Below are 18,109 nucleotides of genomic sequence, written 5' to 3' on the forward strand. Positions count from 1 at the left end.
GCACACCGCGCCCGCGAGTCCGTTTCAATGCAGCGGACCCTGCCCATGACGCATTTTGGCAGCAACCTGACCGGCGGCTTCGTCTGGCATCGCACTCGCGTGGATATGCGCTATGCGCCATTCGCCACGTTCGTGGACCATCACATAGGTGCTGAAAACCATGATCGGCGTGCTGCCGGGCTCGGCCGACTGATGCGCTTCGGCGATGGCGTAAACAACGGTGCCGAGACTGTCGTAGACACGGATATCGAGTGGCTCGACTGTGATCGGCTGATTTTCGAGTTGGGTGGCGAGACCTGCGCGTATGCTGTCCAGACCGCTCAGGTGCGAGCCGTCCGCACAAATGAAGGTGGCGAATTCCTCGTCGATCCAGAGCGCCATCACGCTGTCGATATTGCCCTCCGCGACGGCCTGGTAATAGGCGTTGAGGGTATCGGCGGCGGCTTCGAAGAGGCGGGCAAAACGTGGCATGGCTTGTGGGTCTCTAACGTTCGATGCACGGCGTCCAATGTTTTACGGACAAAAAACGCCACGGTTCGGTCAAGTTTCAAAAGCATGCCCCCGCGCAGGTGGCATTGGCATGTCGCAAGCAGCGACTCTGACGAAGTTATGTGAATTGGGCTTTAAGCCGCTTCATGTCGCGTTAAAAGCGTTGGCAACTACGTTGCGTCAACTCCGTTGCGTCAACTCCGTTGCAGCATCAACATGCCACGCAGATCGCCGAAAACCTGATCCGCGCCGAGTTCGCGCAGGCAGTTCAGATGACCCAGCGGACACTCGCGGGCAAAGCACGGACTGCATTCGAGGTGCAGCCATTGTACCTTTGCGAGATCGGAGAGGGGCGGCGTGTGGCGCGGGTCGGTCGAGCCGAACACCGCGACCAGCGGGCGACGCAGCGCGGCGGCGACGTGCATCAGGCCGGAATCGTTGGTGACCACGGCGCTTGCACGTGAGATCAGCGCGCACGCTTCGCCAAGCGATGTCTGACCGCACAGATTGCGCACGTTCGACGCGCGGTCCGCGATTGCCTGCGCGAGCGGCGCGTCTTTCGGCGAGCCGAGCGCGACAATCCGCGCATACGGAAACGACTGCGCGATAAATTGCGCCAGCGACGCAAAATGCTCCGGCGGCCAGCGTTTCGCCGGCCCGAACTCGGCGCCGGGGCAAAACACGACGAGCGGCGCGCGGGTATCGAGGTTAAAACGCGTGGAGACGCGCGCCGCTTCGTTCAGATCGAGATCCAGACGCGGCACCGGCACGGGAACCGTGGCGTTTTCCTGCAGCCACGGCAGCCGCGCGCCCGGCGCGTAGGCGAGTGCGGCGTACTGGTTGACCATGGGCGGACGCTCGTCTTTCGGCGGATTCGCGTGCCGCACGTTGAGCAGGCCGTAGCGGCTTTCGCCTTTATAGCCGATGCGCAAATTGATGCCGGCCATGAACGGGATCAGCGCCGATTTGAATGAATTCGGCAGCACGTACGCGGCGTCGTAGCCCACGTCGCGCAGGTCGCTGGCGAGTTGCCATCGGCGCAGCATTTGCAGCTTGCCGTGCGCGAGATCGGTGGCGTAGACATCGTGGATCTCGGGCATGCGCTCCAGCACCGGCGCGACCCACGCGGGCGCGACGGCATCGATGACAATACGCGGATGCAATTTCTTGAGCAGCGAAAACAGCGGCTGCGCCATCAATGCGTCACCAATCCAGTTCGGGGCGATAACCAACGCGCGACGCATCTATTTAGCTTCCAATCTCGAAAATGACGCAGCACACGCCGTTTTTGGGCGGAACTCGTCGATGTAAATGGGGTGATGGGCGCCGAACGCGCAACGCGCCGGACGTCGGAGAGGAAAGCGCGAGCGGGTGCGTCACGCTGCGCATGACCACGATTCGGGTCGCCCGTGCCGTTTATCCGGCCTGGGCGAGCAACGCGCTCAATGACCCTTGATCGTTTCGCCGTCTTTCAGCTTGTAGCGCGTGCCGCAGTACGGGCAGCGCGCTTCGCCGTGTGTGATGTCGAGAAACACGCGCGGATGCGTGCTCCAGCGCGGCATGTTCGGATTCGGGCAGAACGCCGGCACGTCTTTGGCCGACAACTGCACCAGCGGCATTTCCTTCAGTTCGCTCATGAGGAATCTCGTTCGGGTTCGTTTCTACGTTCTATTCGGGGACGCGGCGGACCGGCTTTTTCGCCGGTCCGCCACGGTATTTATTTGACCGCCGACAGCCAGTCCGCGTACTTCTCGTTCTTGCCGCTCACGATATCGAAGAAAGCGCTTTGCAGCTTTTCCGTGATCGGACCGCGCTTGCCTTCGCCAATAGTGCGATTGTCGAGCTCGCGGATCGGCGTGACTTCAGCGGCCGTGCCGGTGAAAAACGCTTCGTCGCAGGTGTAGACCTCGTCGCGGGTAATGCGCTTTTCGATCACCGGAATGCCGAAGTCGCGCGCGAGCGTGATGACCGTGTCTCGCGTGATGCCGTCGAGACACGACGCCAGATCCGGCGTGTACAGCTTGCCGTTGTTCACCAGGAAGAAGTTTTCGCCGGAGCCTTCCGACACGTAGCCGTCCACGTCGAGCAGCAGCGCTTCGTCGTAACCGTCGGTGATGGCTTCCTGATTGGCCAGGATCGAGTTCACGTACCAGCCGGACGCCTTGGCGCGGACCATGGACACATTCACGTGGTGGCGCGTGAACGACGACGTCTTCACGCGGATGCCCTTCGCAATGCCGTCGTCGCCGAGATAAGCGCCCCACGGCCACGCGGCGATCGCCACGTGAATGGTATTGCCCTTCGCCGATACCCCCAGCTTCTCCGATCCCACCCAGATGATCGGGCGGATATAGCAGGATTCAAGCTTGTTCACGCCGACCACTTCGAGCTGCGCCGCTTCGAGCGTGGCGTGGTCGAACGGGACTTCCATCTGGAAGATCTTGGCGGAATTGAGCAGGCGCTTGGTGTGATCTTTCAGGCGGAAGATCGACGTGCCGTTGCCGGTCTTGTAGGCGCGCACGCCTTCAAAAACGCCCATGCCGTAGTGCAGCGTGTGGGTCAGCACGTGGATGTTGGCGTCGCGCCAGTCGATCAGCTTGCCATCCATCCAGATCTTGCCGTCGCGGTCGGCCATTGACATACGTTTCTCCTGGCGAAGGTTGTGCTCGTGTTTGAATGGGCCGCCGGCGCAGTTCCACCAATGCACGGGAACCCGGTTTTCGATGCAAAACCGGCACGCGGCCGGGCAGCCAAAGACCGTCATTTTAGCGTCTTTTCGATTAAAAAATGGGCGCTGTCGGCCATTTGACGCCTTTCACGACGCTATAATTCGCCTTTCGCCGCCACGCGATGCGCCCAGCGCGCGCGCAAATCGCACCCGGCCTATCCTCCAGGTCGCTGCGCGACCGCACCGACCCGCACTCATTTCCATGTTCGATCGGCTGTCCGATACCAATCGACGCGCATTCATCGATGGCGTCAAAACGCTCTCTCCAGCCGTTCCGGCCACGTTCTCGTGGGGTCTCGTCACGGGTATCGCGATGGCGAAATCAGTGCTGACCGTGCCGCAGGCGCTCGGCATGTCGCTCGCGGCGTATGCGGGTTCGTCGCAGCTTGCCGTGCTGCCGCTTTTCGCCGCCAAGCTGCCGCTCTGGACCATTTTGCTGACCGCCGCCATGGTCAACCTGCGCTTCGTCATTTTCAGCGCGGGGCTTGCGCCGCACTTTGCTTATTTGCCGTTGCGCCGCCGTCTGGTGCTCGGCTATTTCAACGGCGACATCATCTATTTGATGTTCTCCAAACGCAATTTTCCGGTCGGCTATCAGCCGGGCAAGGAAGCGTTTTTCTGGGGAATGGCGGCGACGAGCTGGTCGTCGTGGCAGGTTTCATCGATTGTGGGGATTCTGCTTGCAAGCCTTTTCCCCGATAACTGGGGCCTCGAACTCGCCGGCACGCTCGCGCTGATTCCGTTGATCGTGTCCGCAATCGCCACGCGCTCGACGCTCGCGGCCGTCGGCGTTGCAAGCGTGATTGCGTTGATCACGCTGGATTTGCCGTATCGGCTGTCGTTGCCGCTGGCGGTTATTTCGGCCTTGCTGGCCGGGACCTTCGCGGATCTGATAGCCGAGAAGAGGGGCGCACGCGCCAAGTCGAAAGCGGCATCCGCGGCGAGTCCGGAAAATCCCCGGAGCGTCCGATGACCACCGCCCAGGTCTGGCTCGCCATTGCGGGCATGGCTCTGATCACGGGCCTCACGCGCGCGCTGTTCCTGATTGGCGGCGAACGCATGATCCTGCCCGACCGCGTGCAGCGCGCATTGCGCTACGCGCCGGCTGCGGCTCTGGTCGCGGTCGTCGTGCCGGATTTACTCTCGACGCAGAATGGACTTTCCATCGCGTTTTCGAATCACGCGCTCTATGCATCGCTTTGCGGCCTCGCGTGGTTTTTGTGGCGGCGGAGCATGCTCGGGACGATCGTCGTCGGCATGACTGTGTTCACTCTGTTGCGTTTAATCGCGTGAAATCGTGGTGCAACGCAGCATGATGCAGATGGCATTGTGAGCATTCCCGAATCCCGGGGATTTGCGTTTGCAGCGTTGGCGGGCGGTGGGTATCGGTTAAAATGGCGTTCTTGCTGTCGTATCGAAAGAGGTCGAACGTGTATCCGGCAGTCACCGCTCAACAGCTTCATTCGCTTCGTTCTCCGCTGTCACGCTCAGCCGTCCTGACGCATCGGTCAGCGGCGCAAGCGGCCGCGCGATTCGCTTTATCCTCTCTCCCCGGCGCGTTTTGTTCAGATAGTCGCCAGCGCGCAACGTCAGCTTCAATATCAATTTCCCCGTAGCAGTTTCCCGCGAGCGACAAGCCTTGTTCGTCTCTGGCCGCAGAATCCATTCGCCCGAACCGCTTTCCAATCACCTGCTCCTACGCTGACTCCCATGACGAAAGTACTGCGTTTCACCGATCTGATCGCCGAAGGCAAAGTGTCCGGCAAACGTGTTTTCATCCGCGCCGATCTCAACGTGCCGCAAGACGATCAGGGCAACATCACTGAAGACACACGCGTGCGCGCATCGGTGCCGGCCATCCAGCAGGCGCTTGCCGCAGGCGCGGCCGTGATGGTCACGTCGCACCTCGGCCGTCCGACGGAAGGGCAGTTCAAGCCAGAAGACTCGTTGGCGCCGGTGGCGAAGCGCCTTGGCGAATTGCTCGGCCGCGACGTGCCGTTGCTGGCCGATTGGGTCGATGGCGTTCAGGTTCAGCCGGGACACGTCGTGTTGCTTGAAAACTGCCGCTGCAACAAAGGTGAGAAGAAGAACGACGACGCGCTGTCACAGAAGCTCGCCAAACTCTGCGATATCTACGTGAACGACGCATTCGGCACGGCGCATCGGGCGGAAGCGACCACGCACGGCATCGCCAAATACGCGCCGGTTGCGTGCGCCGGCCCGCTGCTCGCGGCTGAACTCGATGCACTCGGCAAGGCGCTCGGCGAGCCGAAGCGCCCGCTGGTCGCGATCGTGGCGGGATCGAAGGTATCCACGAAACTCACCATCCTCAAGTCGCTGGCCGAGAAAGTGGATCAGTTGATCGTGGGCGGCGGGATTGCAAACACGTTCATGCTGGCTTCCGGTTTGAAGATCGGCAAGTCGCTGGCGGAAAAGGATCTCGTCGATGAAGCCAAGACCATCATCAGCGAAGCGCGTGCGCGTGGGGCATCGGTGCCCATTCCGAGCGACGTCGTGACCGCGAAGGAGTTTGCCGCGACCGCGAAGGCTGAGACGAAGGCCGTCGATCAGGTTCAGGACGACGACCTGATCCTCGATATCGGTCCGGACACCGCCAAGGCGCTCGCCGCGCAATTGGAAAAGGCCGGCACGATCGTATGGAACGGTCCGGTCGGCGTGTTCGAGTTCGATCAGTTCGGCAATGGCACGAAGACGCTGGCGGACGCCATCGCCAATTCGTCGGCGTTCTCGATTGCCGGCGGCGGCGACACGCTCGCGGCCATCCAGAAGTACGGCATCCACGACAAGATTTCGTACATCTCCACGGGCGGCGGCGCGTTCCTCGAGTTCCTGGAAGGCAAGACCTTGCCGGCGGTAGAAGTGCTCGAATCGCGGGCCTGATCCGATGACAAAAGCCACGTCGGAGTCGGAAAGCGAGCGGTCTGTATTGGCCGTGGAAGAGCTGGCGGAGAAGATGGTGGAGGACGTGGACGGCAGCGTGGGCGAAGAGGCCCGCCATGCCCGAGCAGTTGAAGCGCTTGCCACATCCACATCCACATCCACATCCACGTCCGCGGACGCCGAGTCTGGCGCGGCTTCAGATGCGGACGCGCTTTCGCCCGCGGCCGAGAGCGATGAAAAGCCCAAGCGCGCGGCCCGGGCGCCTGCCCGGCGTAGTGGGAAGTTGAAGAAGGAAACGGTGGTCATGATCGGCGGCACGAATGGCGCGTCGCTGATACCTGGCCCCGGGCAGTTATCGAATAGCCATCACAAAGCGACGCCGGCACGATCCGGCGCGCGTTCGCAGGCGGAGACAATTGAATCCCCGTCGGCACACCGTACTCGCAGCGCTGTTTCAGGCGATACCACCCAGACGAGGAATTCCATGCATCGCGCTACAAAGATTGTCGCCACCATCGGCCCGGCTTCCAGCTCCCCCGAGATCCTGTTGCAAATGATCCAGGCCGGTCTCGACGTGGTCCGTTTCAACTTCTCCCACGGCACCGCCGACGACCATCGTCAGCGCGCGCAATACGTTCGCGACGCCGCCAAGCAATGTGGCCGCGAAGTCGCGCTGATGGCCGACTTGCAAGGCCCGAAGATTCGCGTCGGCAAGTTCGAGAACGGCAAGGTCACGTTGATTGCGGGCAACCCCTTCATCCTCGATGCACGTTGCGAACTCGGCAACGACGAGCGTGTCGGCCTCGACTATCCGGACTTGCCACGCGACCTGCGTAGTGGCGACGTGCTGTTACTCAACGACGGCCTGATCGTGCTCGACGTGGTGCGCGTGATTGGCGAAGAGATTCACACCACGGTGAAAGTGGGCGGCGATCTTTCGAACAACAAGGGCATCAACCGGCAGGGCGGCGGACTGACTGCGCCGGCGCTGACCGAGAAGGACATGGAGGACATCAAGACCGCCATGTCGCTGGGCGCGGACTTCGTGGCGGTATCGTTTCCGAAGAACGCCACCGACATGGAAATGGCGCGGCAACTCGCGAACATTGCCGGCGCGCCTTACGGCATCAAGCCGAAGATGATCGCGAAGATCGAGCGCGCGGAAGCCATTCCGGCTTTGCAGGGCATTCTCGATGCCTCCGACGGCATCATGGTCGCCCGTGGCGATCTGGCTGTGGAAGTGGGCAACGCGGCGGTTCCCGCATTGCAAAAGCGCATGATCCGGATGGCGCGTGAATCGAACAAGTTCGTGATCACCGCCACGCAGATGATGGAATCGATGATCCACGCGCCCGTTCCGACGCGCGCGGAGGTATCGGATGTGGCGAATGCCGTGCTGGACGGCACGGATGCGGTGATGTTGTCGGCGGAAACGGCGGCGGGGAAATATCCGGTCACGACCATCGAGACGATGGCGGCGATTTGCCTGGAAGCCGAGAAGTCGGAGCAGAGCGAGCTGGACAAGGACTTTTTGGACCGGACGTTCACGCGCATCGATCAATCGATTGCGATGGGCGCGTTGTTCACGGCGTATCACCTTGGGGCGAAGGCGATTGTGGCGTTGACGGAGTCGGGCGCGACGGCGCTGTGGATGTCGCGGCATTGGTCGCATGTGCCGATTTTTGCCTTGACGCCGAGGATTGGTAGTGAGCGCACTATGGCGCTTTATCGGAATGTGACTTCGTTGCACCTGGATACGAACACCGATCGCGATGTTGCGCTTCAGCAGGCGCTTGAGGTGGTTGTGGGGAAGGGTTACGCGGCGCGTGGTGATATGGTGGTGTTGACTGTCGGGGAACCGATGGGGCAAGCCGGCGGGACTAACGCGATGAAGATTGTGCGGGTGGGAGATCCGTTCTAGGGGCGCTGGCGCTTGGGGAGGGGTTTTTAGTGGGCGGGGTTGGTGCTGGGTTGCTACTGCTTGGGCCTTCGCGGGTTCGGTTCTAGCTGATCTCTTTATCACTATTAGCCACTATCCTTGGCAGGACTTCATTTCACGAGGTTTTGACGCTGGCGCTTAGTCTTCGTAGCGGTCATGGTTGATGCCGGGTTGATGCTCTTTAGGCCTTCGCGGGTTCTGTCTTAGCTGACTTCTTTTGCACTATTAGCCACTGTCCGTGGCGGGACTTCATTTCTTTGTCCAACGGCGACAAAGAAACGAAGCAAAGAAAACGCCTCTCCACCGCTAATTCTTAANCTATTAGCCACTGTCCGTGGCGGGACTTCATTTCTTTGTCCAACGGCGACAAAGAAACGAAGCAAAGAAAACGCCTCTCCACCGCTAATTCTTAAGTGTTCACAGCGTGCAGTGACAACTGCGTGGCACGCAAGAAGCACCCTCAGCGCATAACCCCGAACACTTGAAACCCTCCCCCTCCGTTCACGGATACCCACACGCTTCGCCACGAGTGTGGGAATCCACTAACCAGGCCTCCGCGCTGCGCGCGCTAGCGCCCAAACACAACAGATGGCGGTATTGACGGAGAAGTCTGCGGTTCAAGCTGCTTTGGACCTGTTATGAGCCTGGTCCGTTGTTATGTCTGTGACGGATTTCCGTATTAACGGATTCCGACACTGGCGGCGAAGCGTGTGGGTATCCGCGAACGGAGCGGGAGGGTTTCAGGAGGACGCGGTTATGCGCTGAGGATGCTTCTTGCGTGCCACACAATTAAAACCGCACGCTGTGGACACTTAAGAATTAGCGGTTGGAAGGCGTTTTCTTTGCTTCGTTTCTTTTTCGCCGTTGGAAAAAGAAATGAAGTCCCGCCACGGACNTTAAGAATTAGCGGTTGGAAGGCGTTTTCTTTGCTTCGTTTCTTTTTCGCCGTTGGAAAAAGAAATGAAGTCCCGCCACGGACAGTGGCTAACAGTGCAAAAGAGAACAGTGAAGACAGAACCCGCGAAGACCTAAGCAGCACCAACCCGGCATTAACCCCGACTGCCAGAAACAACCATCCGAGCGCCAGCGTCAAAACCTCATGAAATGAAGTCCCGCCACGGACAGTGGCTAACGGTGATAAACAAGTCAGCTAAGACAGAACCCGCGAAGCCCTAAAAAGCAGCAACCAAGTATCAACCCATCACCAACCGCCCGAAGACCCAAAAACCAGACCAACCAACGGAAGGCGCATCTCGAACACAACTCCCGCGCGCCAGCGCCAATCGCCGTCTCACCAACTTCCCGACGGTTTCACCCCACCTAAATTCAAGACATCCCCCCAGACGCGTTTACAATGGCGTCAAATCGGCCACCACAACCACTACAACCCGCCGTTCTCGCATCCGCGGGGAACGGCGCGTTGGTTTTATCGTTTGTATCCCGATCATTTTCTCCTAGCCCGACGTTGCAGCACTTTTCCGGTAGATGACGATGTCCACCCAACATTCCCCGCTGTACGAATCCACGCTGAAATCGGTGCCGCTGCTCGGCCGCGGCAAAGTCCGCGACAATTACGCCGTCGGCACGGACAAACTCCTGATCGTGACGACCGACCGTCTTTCGGCGTTCGACGTGATCATGGGCGAGCCAATCCCGAACAAGGGCCGCGTGCTGAATCAAATGGCCGATTTCTGGTTCGAAAAGCTCAAGCACATCGTGCCGAATCACAATACGGGCATCGATCCGGCCACCGTGGTTTCCGCCGATGAAGCCGCCCAGGTCGCCGGCCGCGCCGTCGTGGTGAAGCGCCTCGAGCCCATTCTGGTCGAAGCGGTGGTGCGCGGTTATCTGGCCGGCAGCGGCTGGAAGGACTATCAGGCAACAGGTTCGGTATGCGGCGTGGAATTGCCGCCAGGCCTGCAGAACGCGGAAAAACTGCCCGAGCCGATTTTCACGCCGGCAGCGAAGGCGGAAATGGGCCATCACGACGAAAACATCACGTACAACGAGATGGAACGCCGGATCGGCACGGAATTGTCGGCGACCATCCGCGATATCTCCATCAAGCTGTACAAGGAAGCGGCCGAATACGCGGCGACGCGCGGCATCATCATCGCGGATACGAAGTTCGAATTCGGGCTCGACAACCGCGGCGAACTCTTCCTGATGGACGAAGTGCTGACGGCGGATTCGTCGCGCTTCTGGCCGGCGGATGGCTACAAGGTGGGCACGAACCCGCCATCGTTCGATAAACAATTCGTGCGCGACTGGCTCGAAACGCAATCGTGGGGCAAGACGCCGCCGGCGCCGAAATTGCCTGACGATGTCATCGCCAAGACCGCCGAGAAGTACGAAGAGGCGTTGCAGCGTCTGACCGGCCAGTCGCTGGCATAACGCCGCGCCCAATCGAGCACAATCAAGCACAGACCCAAACCACAGGAATGCAGCACGATGAGCGAAGTCCAGGCCCACACGCATGACGCACCGTTGATCGGCGTGTTGATGGGTTCCAGTTCCGACTGGGACGTGATGAAAAATGCCGTCGCGATCCTGCAGGACTTCGGCGTGCCGTACGAGGCGAAGGTCGTGTCCGCGCATCGCATGCCCGACGAGATGTTCGCCTACGCCGAAAGCGCTCGCTCGCGCGGGCTCGCGGCGATCATCGCGGGGGCGGGCGGCGCGGCGCATTTGCCGGGCATGCTCGCCGCCAAGACCACGGTGCCGGTGCTGGGCGTGCCGGTATCGAGCAAATATCTGAAGGGCGTGGATTCGTTGCATTCGATCGTCCAGATGCCCAAGGGCGTGCCGGTCGCGACGTTTGCCATCGGCGAGGCGGGCGCGGCGAATGCGGCGTTGTTCGCGGTATCGATCCTTGCGGTGACGCAAAGCGCCTACGCCGAAAAACTCGCCGCTTTTCGCGCCCGGCAGAACGACGCAGCGCACGCAATGGTCCTCCCGCCGCTTTAAATCCAGCAGCTCAAACGGCTTCACTTCCGGCTGACCGACCTCACACGATGAACGCACACACCCAACCCAGTTCTCCTATTCAGCCGGGCGCATGGCTCGGCATGGTCGGCGGCGGCCAGCTCGGCCGCATGTTCTGTTTCGCCGCGCAATCCATGGGCTATCGCGTGGCGGTGCTCGATCCGGACGAGACGAGCCCGGCCGGTTCCGTCGCTGATAAACACATCCGCGCCGCCTACGACGACGAAACGGCGCTGACGGAACTCGCGCGCTTGTGCGCGGCGGTATCGACGGAATTCGAGAACGTGCCGTCCGCGAGCCTCGATTTCCTGGCGAAGACCACGTTCGTCAGCCCGGCCGGCCGATGCGTGGCGATCGCGCAGGATCGCGTGGCGGAGAAGCGGTTTATCGCGAGCGCGGGCGTGCCCGTGGCGCCGCATGTGGTGATCGAGTCGCCGGAAGCGCTTGCCGCGTTAAGCGATGAGCAGATCGCCGCCGTGCTGCCGGGGATTCTGAAAACGGCGCGTCTCGGCTATGACGGCAAGGGCCAGACGAGCGTGCGCAACGTCGATGAAGTGCGGACCGCGTACGGATCGCTGGCCGGCGTGCCGTGCGTGCTCGAAAAACGCATGCCGTTGAAATTTGAAGTGTCGGTGCTGATCGCGCGTTCGGGCGATGGCAAATCGGCCGTGTTCCCACTCGCACAAAACCAGCACGTTGGCGGGATTCTCGCGAAAACCGTCGTGCCCGCGCCCGATGCAACTGACGCGCTCGTCGCCCAGGCGCAGGACGCGGCGCTCACGATTGCCGCCAAGCTGGATTACGTCGGCGTGTTGTGCGTGGAGTTTTTCATCCTCGACGATGGCACGCTGATCGCCAACGAGATGGCGCCGCGTCCGCACAATTCCGGCCATTACACGGTGGACGCCTGCGCCACCAGCCAGTTCGAGCAGCAAGTGCGCGCGATGACCGGCATGCCGCTCGGCGATACGCGCCAGCATTCGCCGGCCGCCATGCTCAACATTCTCGGCGATGTCTGGTTCGATGGCGCAAAAGCGCATATCCCGCCATGGCACGAGGTGATTGCCATGCCGACCGCGCGTTTGCATCTGTACGGCAAGGAAGAAGCGCGCCCGGGCCGCAAGATGGGCCACGTGAATTTCACGGCGGTTACGCTCGAAGAAGTGCGCACGGCGGCGCGCGATTGCGCCCGTCTGCTGCACATCGCGCTGGACTGACGTTATGACCTTCGAAGCACCCAGCGTCGCGCAAATCACGGAAGCCGCCGCGTTGCTCGACGCCGGCCATCTGGTCGCGTTTCCGACCGAAACGGTCTACGGACTCGGCGGCGACGCGGAGAACCCGGAAGCGATCGCGCGGATCTACGCGGCGAAGGGACGGCCATCGAATCATCCGGTGATCGTGCATCTCGCACCCGGTGGCGATCCTGATTACTGGGTCGAGACGCTTACGCCGGATGCGCAAAAACTCATTGATGCCTTCTGGCCCGGACCGCTCACGCTGATTCTGAAGCGCGCGTCGCACGTGCCCGCGGCCGTGAGCGGCGGACAGGATTCGGTCGCGATACGCTGCCCGTCGCATCCGGTCGCGCAAGCTTTGCTCACCGCATTCAGTACCTTACGCGACGGTCATGGCGGCGTGGCGGGGCCATCGGCGAACCGGTTCGGGCATGTCAGCCCGACCACCGCGCAGCATGTACGCGATGAATTTGGCACGAGCGTCCATGTGCTCGACGGCGGCGCGGCGAAGGTTGGCATCGAATCGACGATCCTGGATTTATCGCGGGGCTTTCCGGCATTGCTGCGGCCGGGGCACGTCAGTCCCGCTGAAATTGCGGACATTCTCGGCGTCATGCCGCGTCTGCCCGACGGCACCGATGCCACCGCGCCACGCGCATCAGGTACGCTGAAGGCGCATTACGCGCCGCGCACGCCGCTGCGTTTGCTGCCGTTCGATGCGCTCGAACCGTTGCTCGAAGCGCATCCATCGAACGCCGATAAAAAGCTGGCGCTGGTTGCGCGTGCATCGAGCGCGGGGAAATGGGCGGATGCGCCGAACGTGCGTTTCATCGCGGCGCCCGACGATCCGCAAGGCTACGCGCGCGAGTTGTACGGCTTGCTGCGCAAGCTGGATCGTGAGGATGTGGAGCGGATTCTGATCGAGACGCTGCCGGTATCGGCGGAATGGAGCGCGGTGAATGACCGGCTGGGAAGGGCGGCGGCGGCGTTTGAAGAGCAGGAGTGAGCTGGACGCAAGCAGGTCTCTGAGATGACTGAGACATAAAAAAGTATCTAGACCATAGTCAGTCAATTTTTGCTCCAAATTCAAACAATTATCGGTTTTTTTCAACTGAAATTACAGAAGTAAATGATAAAAATCAGAGACTTAGCGGACCATAAGAGTTAAGATACAAAAAAGTATCTTAACTGGATCCACATGGCTACATGGTCTTTCTACGGTCGTATGGGCACACTGGAAACCCTCGACAAGCTCGTTCACGGACCAGCTTGGTTCTTCTGCCGAATTCAAGGCAGACGGCGCATTGGGAAAACATCGCTTTTGCGCGAGCTGTCCAAATCGGATGAAACGCTGCTTGCGCGCATGGTCTACATGCAGATTCCCGATTCGGACGAGCGCGACGTCGCTGCCAGCTTCCGTCGCACGCTTAGTGACTGCGAGTCCGCTTTTGCAAACGATCTAGCGGATTCGGTAGTCGATTTCAGCACAATGGCATCCGCAATCGGCAGTCTGTGCAGGGAAGGACTTGTCGTGGTGCTGGACGAATTTCAGTACTTCACAGCAACCAAACTTCGGCCTTTCAACTCCTTCTTGCAGGAACAAGTGGACCGTCTTCGCGAAACGGACCGCGGCGGCTTGTTTGTTCTTGGTTCGCTTCAATCCGAAATGAGCGCGCTGCTCGATGACAAAGGCGCACCGCTTTTCGGACGCTTGACTGCCACAATCGAGCTGTTGCATTGGGACTTTGAAGACTTGACGTCGGTTTATCGCGCGCATGACATCAATGATCCGTATCAGTGGCTGACGTTATGGAGTTTTTTTGAGGGCGTACCGAAGTTCTATCGAGATGCATTCGACCAAGGGCTTTTTTCGGTATCACGCAAAGATTTTGCTCAAGTGCTCATGGAGCGAATGTTCTTGAAAGAAGGTAGTCCGCTGGCTGAGGAAGCGGATACTTCTTTCCTGCGTGAGGTGAAGGGAAAGATGTTGTCAATCTTGAATTTTCTCGCCGAAAACCCCGGCTGTAGCAATGGCGACGTAGTCGCAGCCGTGAACCGGGAAGATGACACGACTCCGTTGGGCACTCATATCAAACGACTTGTCGAGAACTACCAGATGGTCGATAAGCGACAGCCCGTGTTTTCCGAAAGTAGCAGCCGCAACGCCCGGTACTATGTAACCGACAACTTCCTGCAAGCTTGGCTGTCCGTGGTCAAGCCAGCGCGCGATACCTCTCGTATGCGCCCACTTTCCAAAGCGATCGAGCGAGCAATGCCGCGCTGTTTTGTGCACGAAGGGTTCGCCTTCGAAAAGCTGATCCGACAGTTACATGTCGAATGTTCGAGGAAAGACGTTGGCGACTTCTCTCTGACGTCTATCGAACTCGGTTTCTGGAATCGTGCTCGCAATGTGGACAACGATATTGAAATCGATATCGTTGCGATCGATGCGGACAACCGGCGCGTCCGTTTCGGCTCGTGCAAGCGCAACGCAACCGCGCACGACGGAGCAGCGCTCACGAAATTCGATACCCACGTCGAACGATTCCTCTCTACGAAAGAAGGTCGGAGAGTCAACGAATGGGCAATCGAGAAGACGCTGTTCGCACCCGAATTCACAGAGTCAGAGAATCAAATTCTTTCCGCGAAAGGCTACCTGTGTCGAGACCTGACGTGGTACGCGGCGCTGTTCTGATTCATGCACGTCCCCAGCCAAATCAAAACGCCCGGTCTCGAAAGAACCGGGCGTTTCGCATTTCCACCGCTTCAAACGAAGTTTATTTCCCTAATCCCGCTTTCGCGATCTGCTGTTCAACGAACGTCGAAAACAGCGCGTGCAGATGCGTAGTCGGATGCACCGTATCCGCGTACATGTAGGTCTGGTCGGCGTTGGCCACCGTGTACGTCTGCGGCGAGCAGAACAGCGAGGTGCCGAACGCCGTCGGGTTCGGCTGGCCCGCCTTGGTCGCGGCGGCGATCATCGCGGAGAGATTACAAGCCGTGCCCGTATTCGATACCGAAAATCCGTTCGACTGATAGTTGGCCTGAACGCCGTCGATCCACGCGTAGGCATCGACGTAAATCACCTTCGACAACAGCCCGGCCTTCTGCAGCGCGCCTTGCAGCGTGCCGTTGAAAAGCTGCGTGACTTGCGACAACGTCGCGCCTTTATCCGCGCTGGCGAGCCCTTGCGGCGATCCGCCAATGTCCGGAACGTTCGATACCAGCACGTGCGTCGCGCCCGCCTGAACCACGCGGCCGACAACCGTTGCCAGGTCGATAGCCGCCTGGCTGATCGCCGTCGTGGCGGCGGTCGTGGCTGCGGCGCCCGCCGTTGCGGCCTGCGCCGGCGTGATCGTTCCCGCCGCGACCTGCGCCTGAATTCCGGCAGCCGTGGCCTGAGCGACGGTCAGGTTATAGAAGATGTCGTTGGCGCCGCCGTTCACCAGCACGAGCTGATTGGCGTTGAACGTCCCATGCGACGCGATGTACTGCGAAACCTGATCGTTGACGGGAATCGTCGTGGCTTGCGAGAAGTCTGCGTTCGCCGTTCCCGGCGTCGCGTGGCCGACGCCCGGCTGCAATGTCACGCGCGAACCGCCTTGCGCGTAGCCGAATCCGCTTGCCGCCTGGAGCGGCACGCCGAAGCCGCCGGTGTTCGCGGCCGCGAGCGTATCCCCGTAATACTGCGCGACGTTTTGCGTCCAGACCTGGCCCGGATTTGTGGTGAAGCGTCCGCCGCCGAAGTTGGCCGTGGCAACGGGCGCATAGGTGCCGACATCGGACAGGCTGTCGCCGAACGACACGACCTGTAGCTTCACGCCGCCCGCGGGCGTGTTGTCATTGTTGTCATCGCCGCCGCCGCACGCGGCCAAAGTGGCGATCGCCGCGCACGCCATCGCGGTCTGGACGGCGCGCAGCCAGTAAGCCTGGCGCGCGGCGGGAATGGTCTTGGCGGGTTTCATCGGCGTCATCTCCTCGTTCCTCGTTTAGCTGGTCTTGTGGTCTGCATGCCGCTTCGAGATGGCTGCCGGCTTGCGTGGCGATAGCTTACCGAATCTTTTGAGATAAATTGAGATGTTTCCTACGAGGGTTTCCCTGTGCTTGTGCGCGTCGCCGGAGTGAGTTTTACGTTTGTCCTTAATCCATCGATCCCGTGCGGCGTGCGCCTTCATAGACCCATTCGAGCAGCGCGTCATGCGCGGCGCGCGCAGCTTCCGCGCGAGGGTCGTTGATAAAGCTCACCACCACGTAGCTCTCGCCGTTCGCCGCGCCCACATATCCCGCGATGGCGCGGACGTCCCGCAACGTGCCCGTCTTGATGTGCGCGTTTCCGAGCGCGCCCGCGTTCGTCAGGCGGTTGCGCATGGTGCCGTCCACGCCGGCTATCGGCAGCGATTCCGTAAAGACTTGCGCGACCGGACTCGAGTTGGCCGCCGTCAGCATGTCGGCAAGGGATTGCGCCGTGATGTGTTCTTCGCGCGACAAGCCCGAGCCATTGTCAAGATAAAGCCCTGACATGGGCAGCGCGCTTCGATGCAGGAACGCCGTAATTGCTGCCGCCGATTTCTGCGTCGTCGCCGGCGGTTTTCCGGTTGCGGCGCCAATGGTCAGGAACAAATTACGCGCCATCACGTTGTTGCTGAACTTGTTGATATCGCGAACGATATCCGACAACACCGGGCTTCGATGCGTCCCCACAAGCCGAGCGCTCGAAGGCGTCGGACCTTCGCGCGTGACGCCGGCAAACGTGCCGCCAGCCTGTTTCCACAACGCGAGGAAACCGCCTGCGAAGAACGTGGAGTGGTCGAGCGCGGCGACGTTGATCGTGCGCGAACCGCAGCGCAGCGGATAGTCGCCAATAAACGATGCCTGCACGAAACCGCCGGCGGTTTGCGCCACGCTCGGCGACGCCGCCGGCAGCGTTCCCGTGCACGCGCCGCGCGTCACGCGCAGTTCGTTATCGATTTGAAGCTGCGCGAGTTGCGGCAATACATCGATGGAAACGCCGCCTTCCGGATTCGGCGTCAACGTGAACGAAAGCGACTTGAACGCGTAGAGCAGCGGGTCGGGGCCGACGTTGTAGGGCGCGGTTTCATCGGAATCGAAGGCGGGGAGGTCGCGCGTGGAGGGATCGAAGTAACGCTTGTCCAGGACCAGCGCGCCGTCGATGCCCGAAATGCCGTTGCGGCGGATCTGGTCCACGAGGTCGATCAGTTCTTCCGGCACGAGCTTGGGATCGCCCGTGCCCTGAATATAGAGATTGCCGTTGAGGATGCCGTTTGCATCGACCTCGCCGTCGGCATAGGCCGTCGTTTTCCAGCGATAGTCCGGCCCGAGCAGCGACAAGCCCGAGTAGGTCGTGACCAGCTTCATGGTGGACGCGGGCATCATCGGCACGTTGGCGTTGATCGCGACGAGCGGCACGCCGGCGCTGCCGATGCGCTCGACCACCACGCTCATCGACGAAAGCGGCACGTGCGCGCGTGCGAGCGCGGCCATGACCGTGGGCGGCAGCGGACCGGCCGGCACCGCGACGCGCTGGAAGTTGTTTTTCCTGGCGGCTTTCTCGGCCTTGGTGGTTTTAACGGCCTTCGTGTTCTTGACCGTTTGCTTCTGCGATTCCGCTTTCGTGCCGCCGCCACTGCGAGCCTCGGCGGGCAAGCTCAGGCTCGCGCCAAGCGCCGATACAATCACGGCCAACGCCGTGACATTGCGCCAACGTTTGCCGAAAGGCGTTCTTATATTCTTCGATAGTGCTCTATACATGTGTTCGGATCGTGTGTTGCCGCGGTTTGCAAGGTGCGGGTATTGTAGTGGCGCTCGCGT

Annotated in this window: 15 protein-coding genes; 9 read left to right on the forward strand and 6 right to left on the reverse strand. The window is 60.7% G+C overall.

Annotated features, from left to right (window positions below; translation table 11 throughout):
• Nucleotides 1-24 precede the first annotated feature (24 nt).
• The 4 genes from ASG35_RS00330 to ASG35_RS00345 form a co-directional block, all read right to left on the reverse strand.
• Complete coding sequence (locus tag ASG35_RS00330; RefSeq protein ID WP_056351453.1) at nt 25-471, reverse strand: nuclear transport factor 2 family protein; 447 nt, start codon at nt 469-471, stop codon at nt 25-27.
• A gap of 212 nt (nt 472-683) precedes the next feature.
• Nucleotides 684-1,733 (reverse strand): lipopolysaccharide heptosyltransferase II, encoded by a 1,050-nt coding sequence (gene waaF / locus ASG35_RS00335; RefSeq protein WP_056351456.1) that lies wholly within the window; start codon nt 1,731-1,733, stop codon nt 684-686.
• A 198-nt stretch (nt 1,734-1,931) separates the two neighbouring features.
• Complete coding sequence (locus tag ASG35_RS00340) at nt 1,932-2,126, reverse strand: zinc-finger domain-containing protein (RefSeq protein ID WP_056351458.1); 195 nt, start codon at nt 2,124-2,126, stop codon at nt 1,932-1,934.
• Nucleotides 2,127-2,206: 80 nt separating this feature from the next.
• Nucleotides 2,207-3,130, reverse strand: coding sequence for a branched-chain amino acid transaminase (locus tag ASG35_RS00345; protein WP_056352800.1), 924 nt, complete (start codon nt 3,128-3,130; stop codon nt 2,207-2,209).
• Between the two features lie 289 nt (nt 3,131-3,419).
• On the opposite strand from ASG35_RS00345, the gene ASG35_RS00350 reads away from it, so the two are divergent.
• The 9 genes from ASG35_RS00350 (at nt 3,420) to ASG35_RS00395 (ending at nt 14,975) form a co-directional block, all read left to right on the forward strand.
• Nucleotides 3,420-4,190 carry an AzlC family ABC transporter permease gene (locus ASG35_RS00350; protein WP_056351461.1) on the forward strand — a complete coding sequence of 257 codons (771 nt, stop codon included), beginning with the start codon at nt 3,420-3,422 and terminating at the stop codon, nt 4,188-4,190.
• The gene (locus ASG35_RS00355; protein WP_056351463.1) at nt 4,187-4,510 is read left to right on the forward strand and encodes an AzlD domain-containing protein; all 324 of its coding nucleotides are present in this window, start codon (nt 4,187-4,189) and stop codon (nt 4,508-4,510) included. Before ASG35_RS00350 ends, ASG35_RS00355 begins: the two co-directional genes overlap by 4 nt.
• A gap of 417 nt (nt 4,511-4,927) precedes the next feature.
• A complete protein-coding gene (locus ASG35_RS00365; protein ID WP_056351469.1) occupies nt 4,928-6,118 on the forward strand; it encodes a phosphoglycerate kinase in 1,191 nt (396 codons plus the stop codon).
• A gap of 484 nt (nt 6,119-6,602) precedes the next feature.
• On the forward strand, nt 6,603-8,039 hold the full coding sequence (gene pyk / locus ASG35_RS00370) for a pyruvate kinase (protein ID WP_056352802.1): 1,437 nt from the start codon (nt 6,603-6,605) through the stop codon (nt 8,037-8,039).
• Between the two features lie 1,509 nt (nt 8,040-9,548).
• Nucleotides 9,549-10,451, forward strand: a complete 903-nt coding sequence (locus ASG35_RS00375) for a phosphoribosylaminoimidazolesuccinocarboxamide synthase (protein ID WP_056352804.1) — start codon at nt 9,549-9,551, stop codon at nt 10,449-10,451.
• Nucleotides 10,452-10,508: 57 nt separating this feature from the next.
• Nucleotides 10,509-11,024: a 5-(carboxyamino)imidazole ribonucleotide mutase gene (gene purE / locus ASG35_RS00380; RefSeq protein WP_056351472.1), complete on the forward strand. Its 516-nt coding sequence runs from the start codon at nt 10,509-10,511 to the stop codon at nt 11,022-11,024.
• Nucleotides 11,025-11,071: 47 nt separating this feature from the next.
• Nucleotides 11,072-12,259 (forward strand): 5-(carboxyamino)imidazole ribonucleotide synthase, encoded by a 1,188-nt coding sequence (locus ASG35_RS00385; protein ID WP_056351475.1) that lies wholly within the window; start codon nt 11,072-11,074, stop codon nt 12,257-12,259.
• 4 nt (nt 12,260-12,263) lie between these two features.
• Complete coding sequence (locus ASG35_RS00390; protein WP_056351478.1) at nt 12,264-13,286, forward strand: L-threonylcarbamoyladenylate synthase; 1,023 nt, start codon at nt 12,264-12,266, stop codon at nt 13,284-13,286.
• Between the two features lie 192 nt (nt 13,287-13,478).
• Nucleotides 13,479-14,975 carry an ATP-binding protein gene (locus ASG35_RS00395; RefSeq protein ID WP_056351481.1) on the forward strand — a complete coding sequence of 499 codons (1,497 nt, stop codon included), beginning with the start codon at nt 13,479-13,481 and terminating at the stop codon, nt 14,973-14,975.
• 82 nt (nt 14,976-15,057) lie between these two features.
• Here the strand turns inward: ASG35_RS00395 and ASG35_RS00400 are convergent, their stop codons facing one another.
• The gene (locus tag ASG35_RS00400) at nt 15,058-16,245 is read right to left on the reverse strand and encodes an SGNH/GDSL hydrolase family protein (protein WP_056352806.1); all 1,188 of its coding nucleotides are present in this window, start codon (nt 16,243-16,245) and stop codon (nt 15,058-15,060) included.
• A gap of 175 nt (nt 16,246-16,420) precedes the next feature.
• Nucleotides 16,421-18,049: a D-alanyl-D-alanine carboxypeptidase/D-alanyl-D-alanine endopeptidase gene (gene dacB, locus ASG35_RS00405; protein ID WP_235527414.1), complete on the reverse strand. Its 1,629-nt coding sequence runs from the start codon at nt 18,047-18,049 to the stop codon at nt 16,421-16,423.
• Between the last annotated feature and the right edge of the window lie 60 nt (nt 18,050-18,109).

This window comes from Burkholderia sp. Leaf177 (assembly GCF_001424345.1).
In the GTDB taxonomy this organism is placed as follows: domain Bacteria; phylum Pseudomonadota; class Gammaproteobacteria; order Burkholderiales; family Burkholderiaceae; genus Caballeronia.

What these genes read in the sequence shown, in the direction of transcription:
- ASG35_RS00375 (WP_056352804.1), top strand. Translation starts at nt 9,549, where the DNA reads ATGTCCACCCAACATTCCCCGCTGTACGAATCCACGCTGAAATCGGTG.
- ASG35_RS00385 (WP_056351475.1), top strand. Translation starts at nt 11,072, where the DNA reads ATGAACGCACACACCCAACCCAGTTCTCCTATTCAGCCGGGCGCATGG.
- pyk (WP_056352802.1), top strand. Translation starts at nt 6,603, where the DNA reads ATGCATCGCGCTACAAAGATTGTCGCCACCATCGGCCCGGCTTCCAGC.
- ASG35_RS00345 (WP_056352800.1), bottom strand. Translation starts at nt 3,130, where the DNA reads ATGTCAATGGCCGACCGCGACGGCAAGATCTGGATGGATGGCAAGCTG.
- dacB (WP_235527414.1), bottom strand. Translation starts at nt 18,049, where the DNA reads ATGTATAGAGCACTATCGAAGAATATAAGAACGCCTTTCGGCAAACGT.
- purE (WP_056351472.1), top strand. Translation starts at nt 10,509, where the DNA reads ATGAGCGAAGTCCAGGCCCACACGCATGACGCACCGTTGATCGGCGTG.
- waaF (WP_056351456.1), bottom strand. Translation starts at nt 1,733, where the DNA reads ATGCGTCGCGCGTTGGTTATCGCCCCGAACTGGATTGGTGACGCATTG.
- ASG35_RS00330 (WP_056351453.1), bottom strand. Translation starts at nt 471, where the DNA reads ATGCCACGTTTTGCCCGCCTCTTCGAAGCCGCCGCCGATACCCTCAAC.
- ASG35_RS00365 (WP_056351469.1), top strand. Translation starts at nt 4,928, where the DNA reads ATGACGAAAGTACTGCGTTTCACCGATCTGATCGCCGAAGGCAAAGTG.
- ASG35_RS00395 (WP_056351481.1), top strand. Translation starts at nt 13,479, where the DNA reads ATGGCTACATGGTCTTTCTACGGTCGTATGGGCACACTGGAAACCCTC.
- ASG35_RS00390 (WP_056351478.1), top strand. Translation starts at nt 12,264, where the DNA reads ATGACCTTCGAAGCACCCAGCGTCGCGCAAATCACGGAAGCCGCCGCG.
- ASG35_RS00400 (WP_056352806.1), bottom strand. Translation starts at nt 16,245, where the DNA reads ATGAAACCCGCCAAGACCATTCCCGCCGCGCGCCAGGCTTACTGGCTG.
- ASG35_RS00340 (WP_056351458.1), bottom strand. Translation starts at nt 2,126, where the DNA reads ATGAGCGAACTGAAGGAAATGCCGCTGGTGCAGTTGTCGGCCAAAGAC.
- ASG35_RS00355 (WP_056351463.1), top strand. Translation starts at nt 4,187, where the DNA reads ATGACCACCGCCCAGGTCTGGCTCGCCATTGCGGGCATGGCTCTGATC.
- ASG35_RS00350 (WP_056351461.1), top strand. Translation starts at nt 3,420, where the DNA reads ATGTTCGATCGGCTGTCCGATACCAATCGACGCGCATTCATCGATGGC.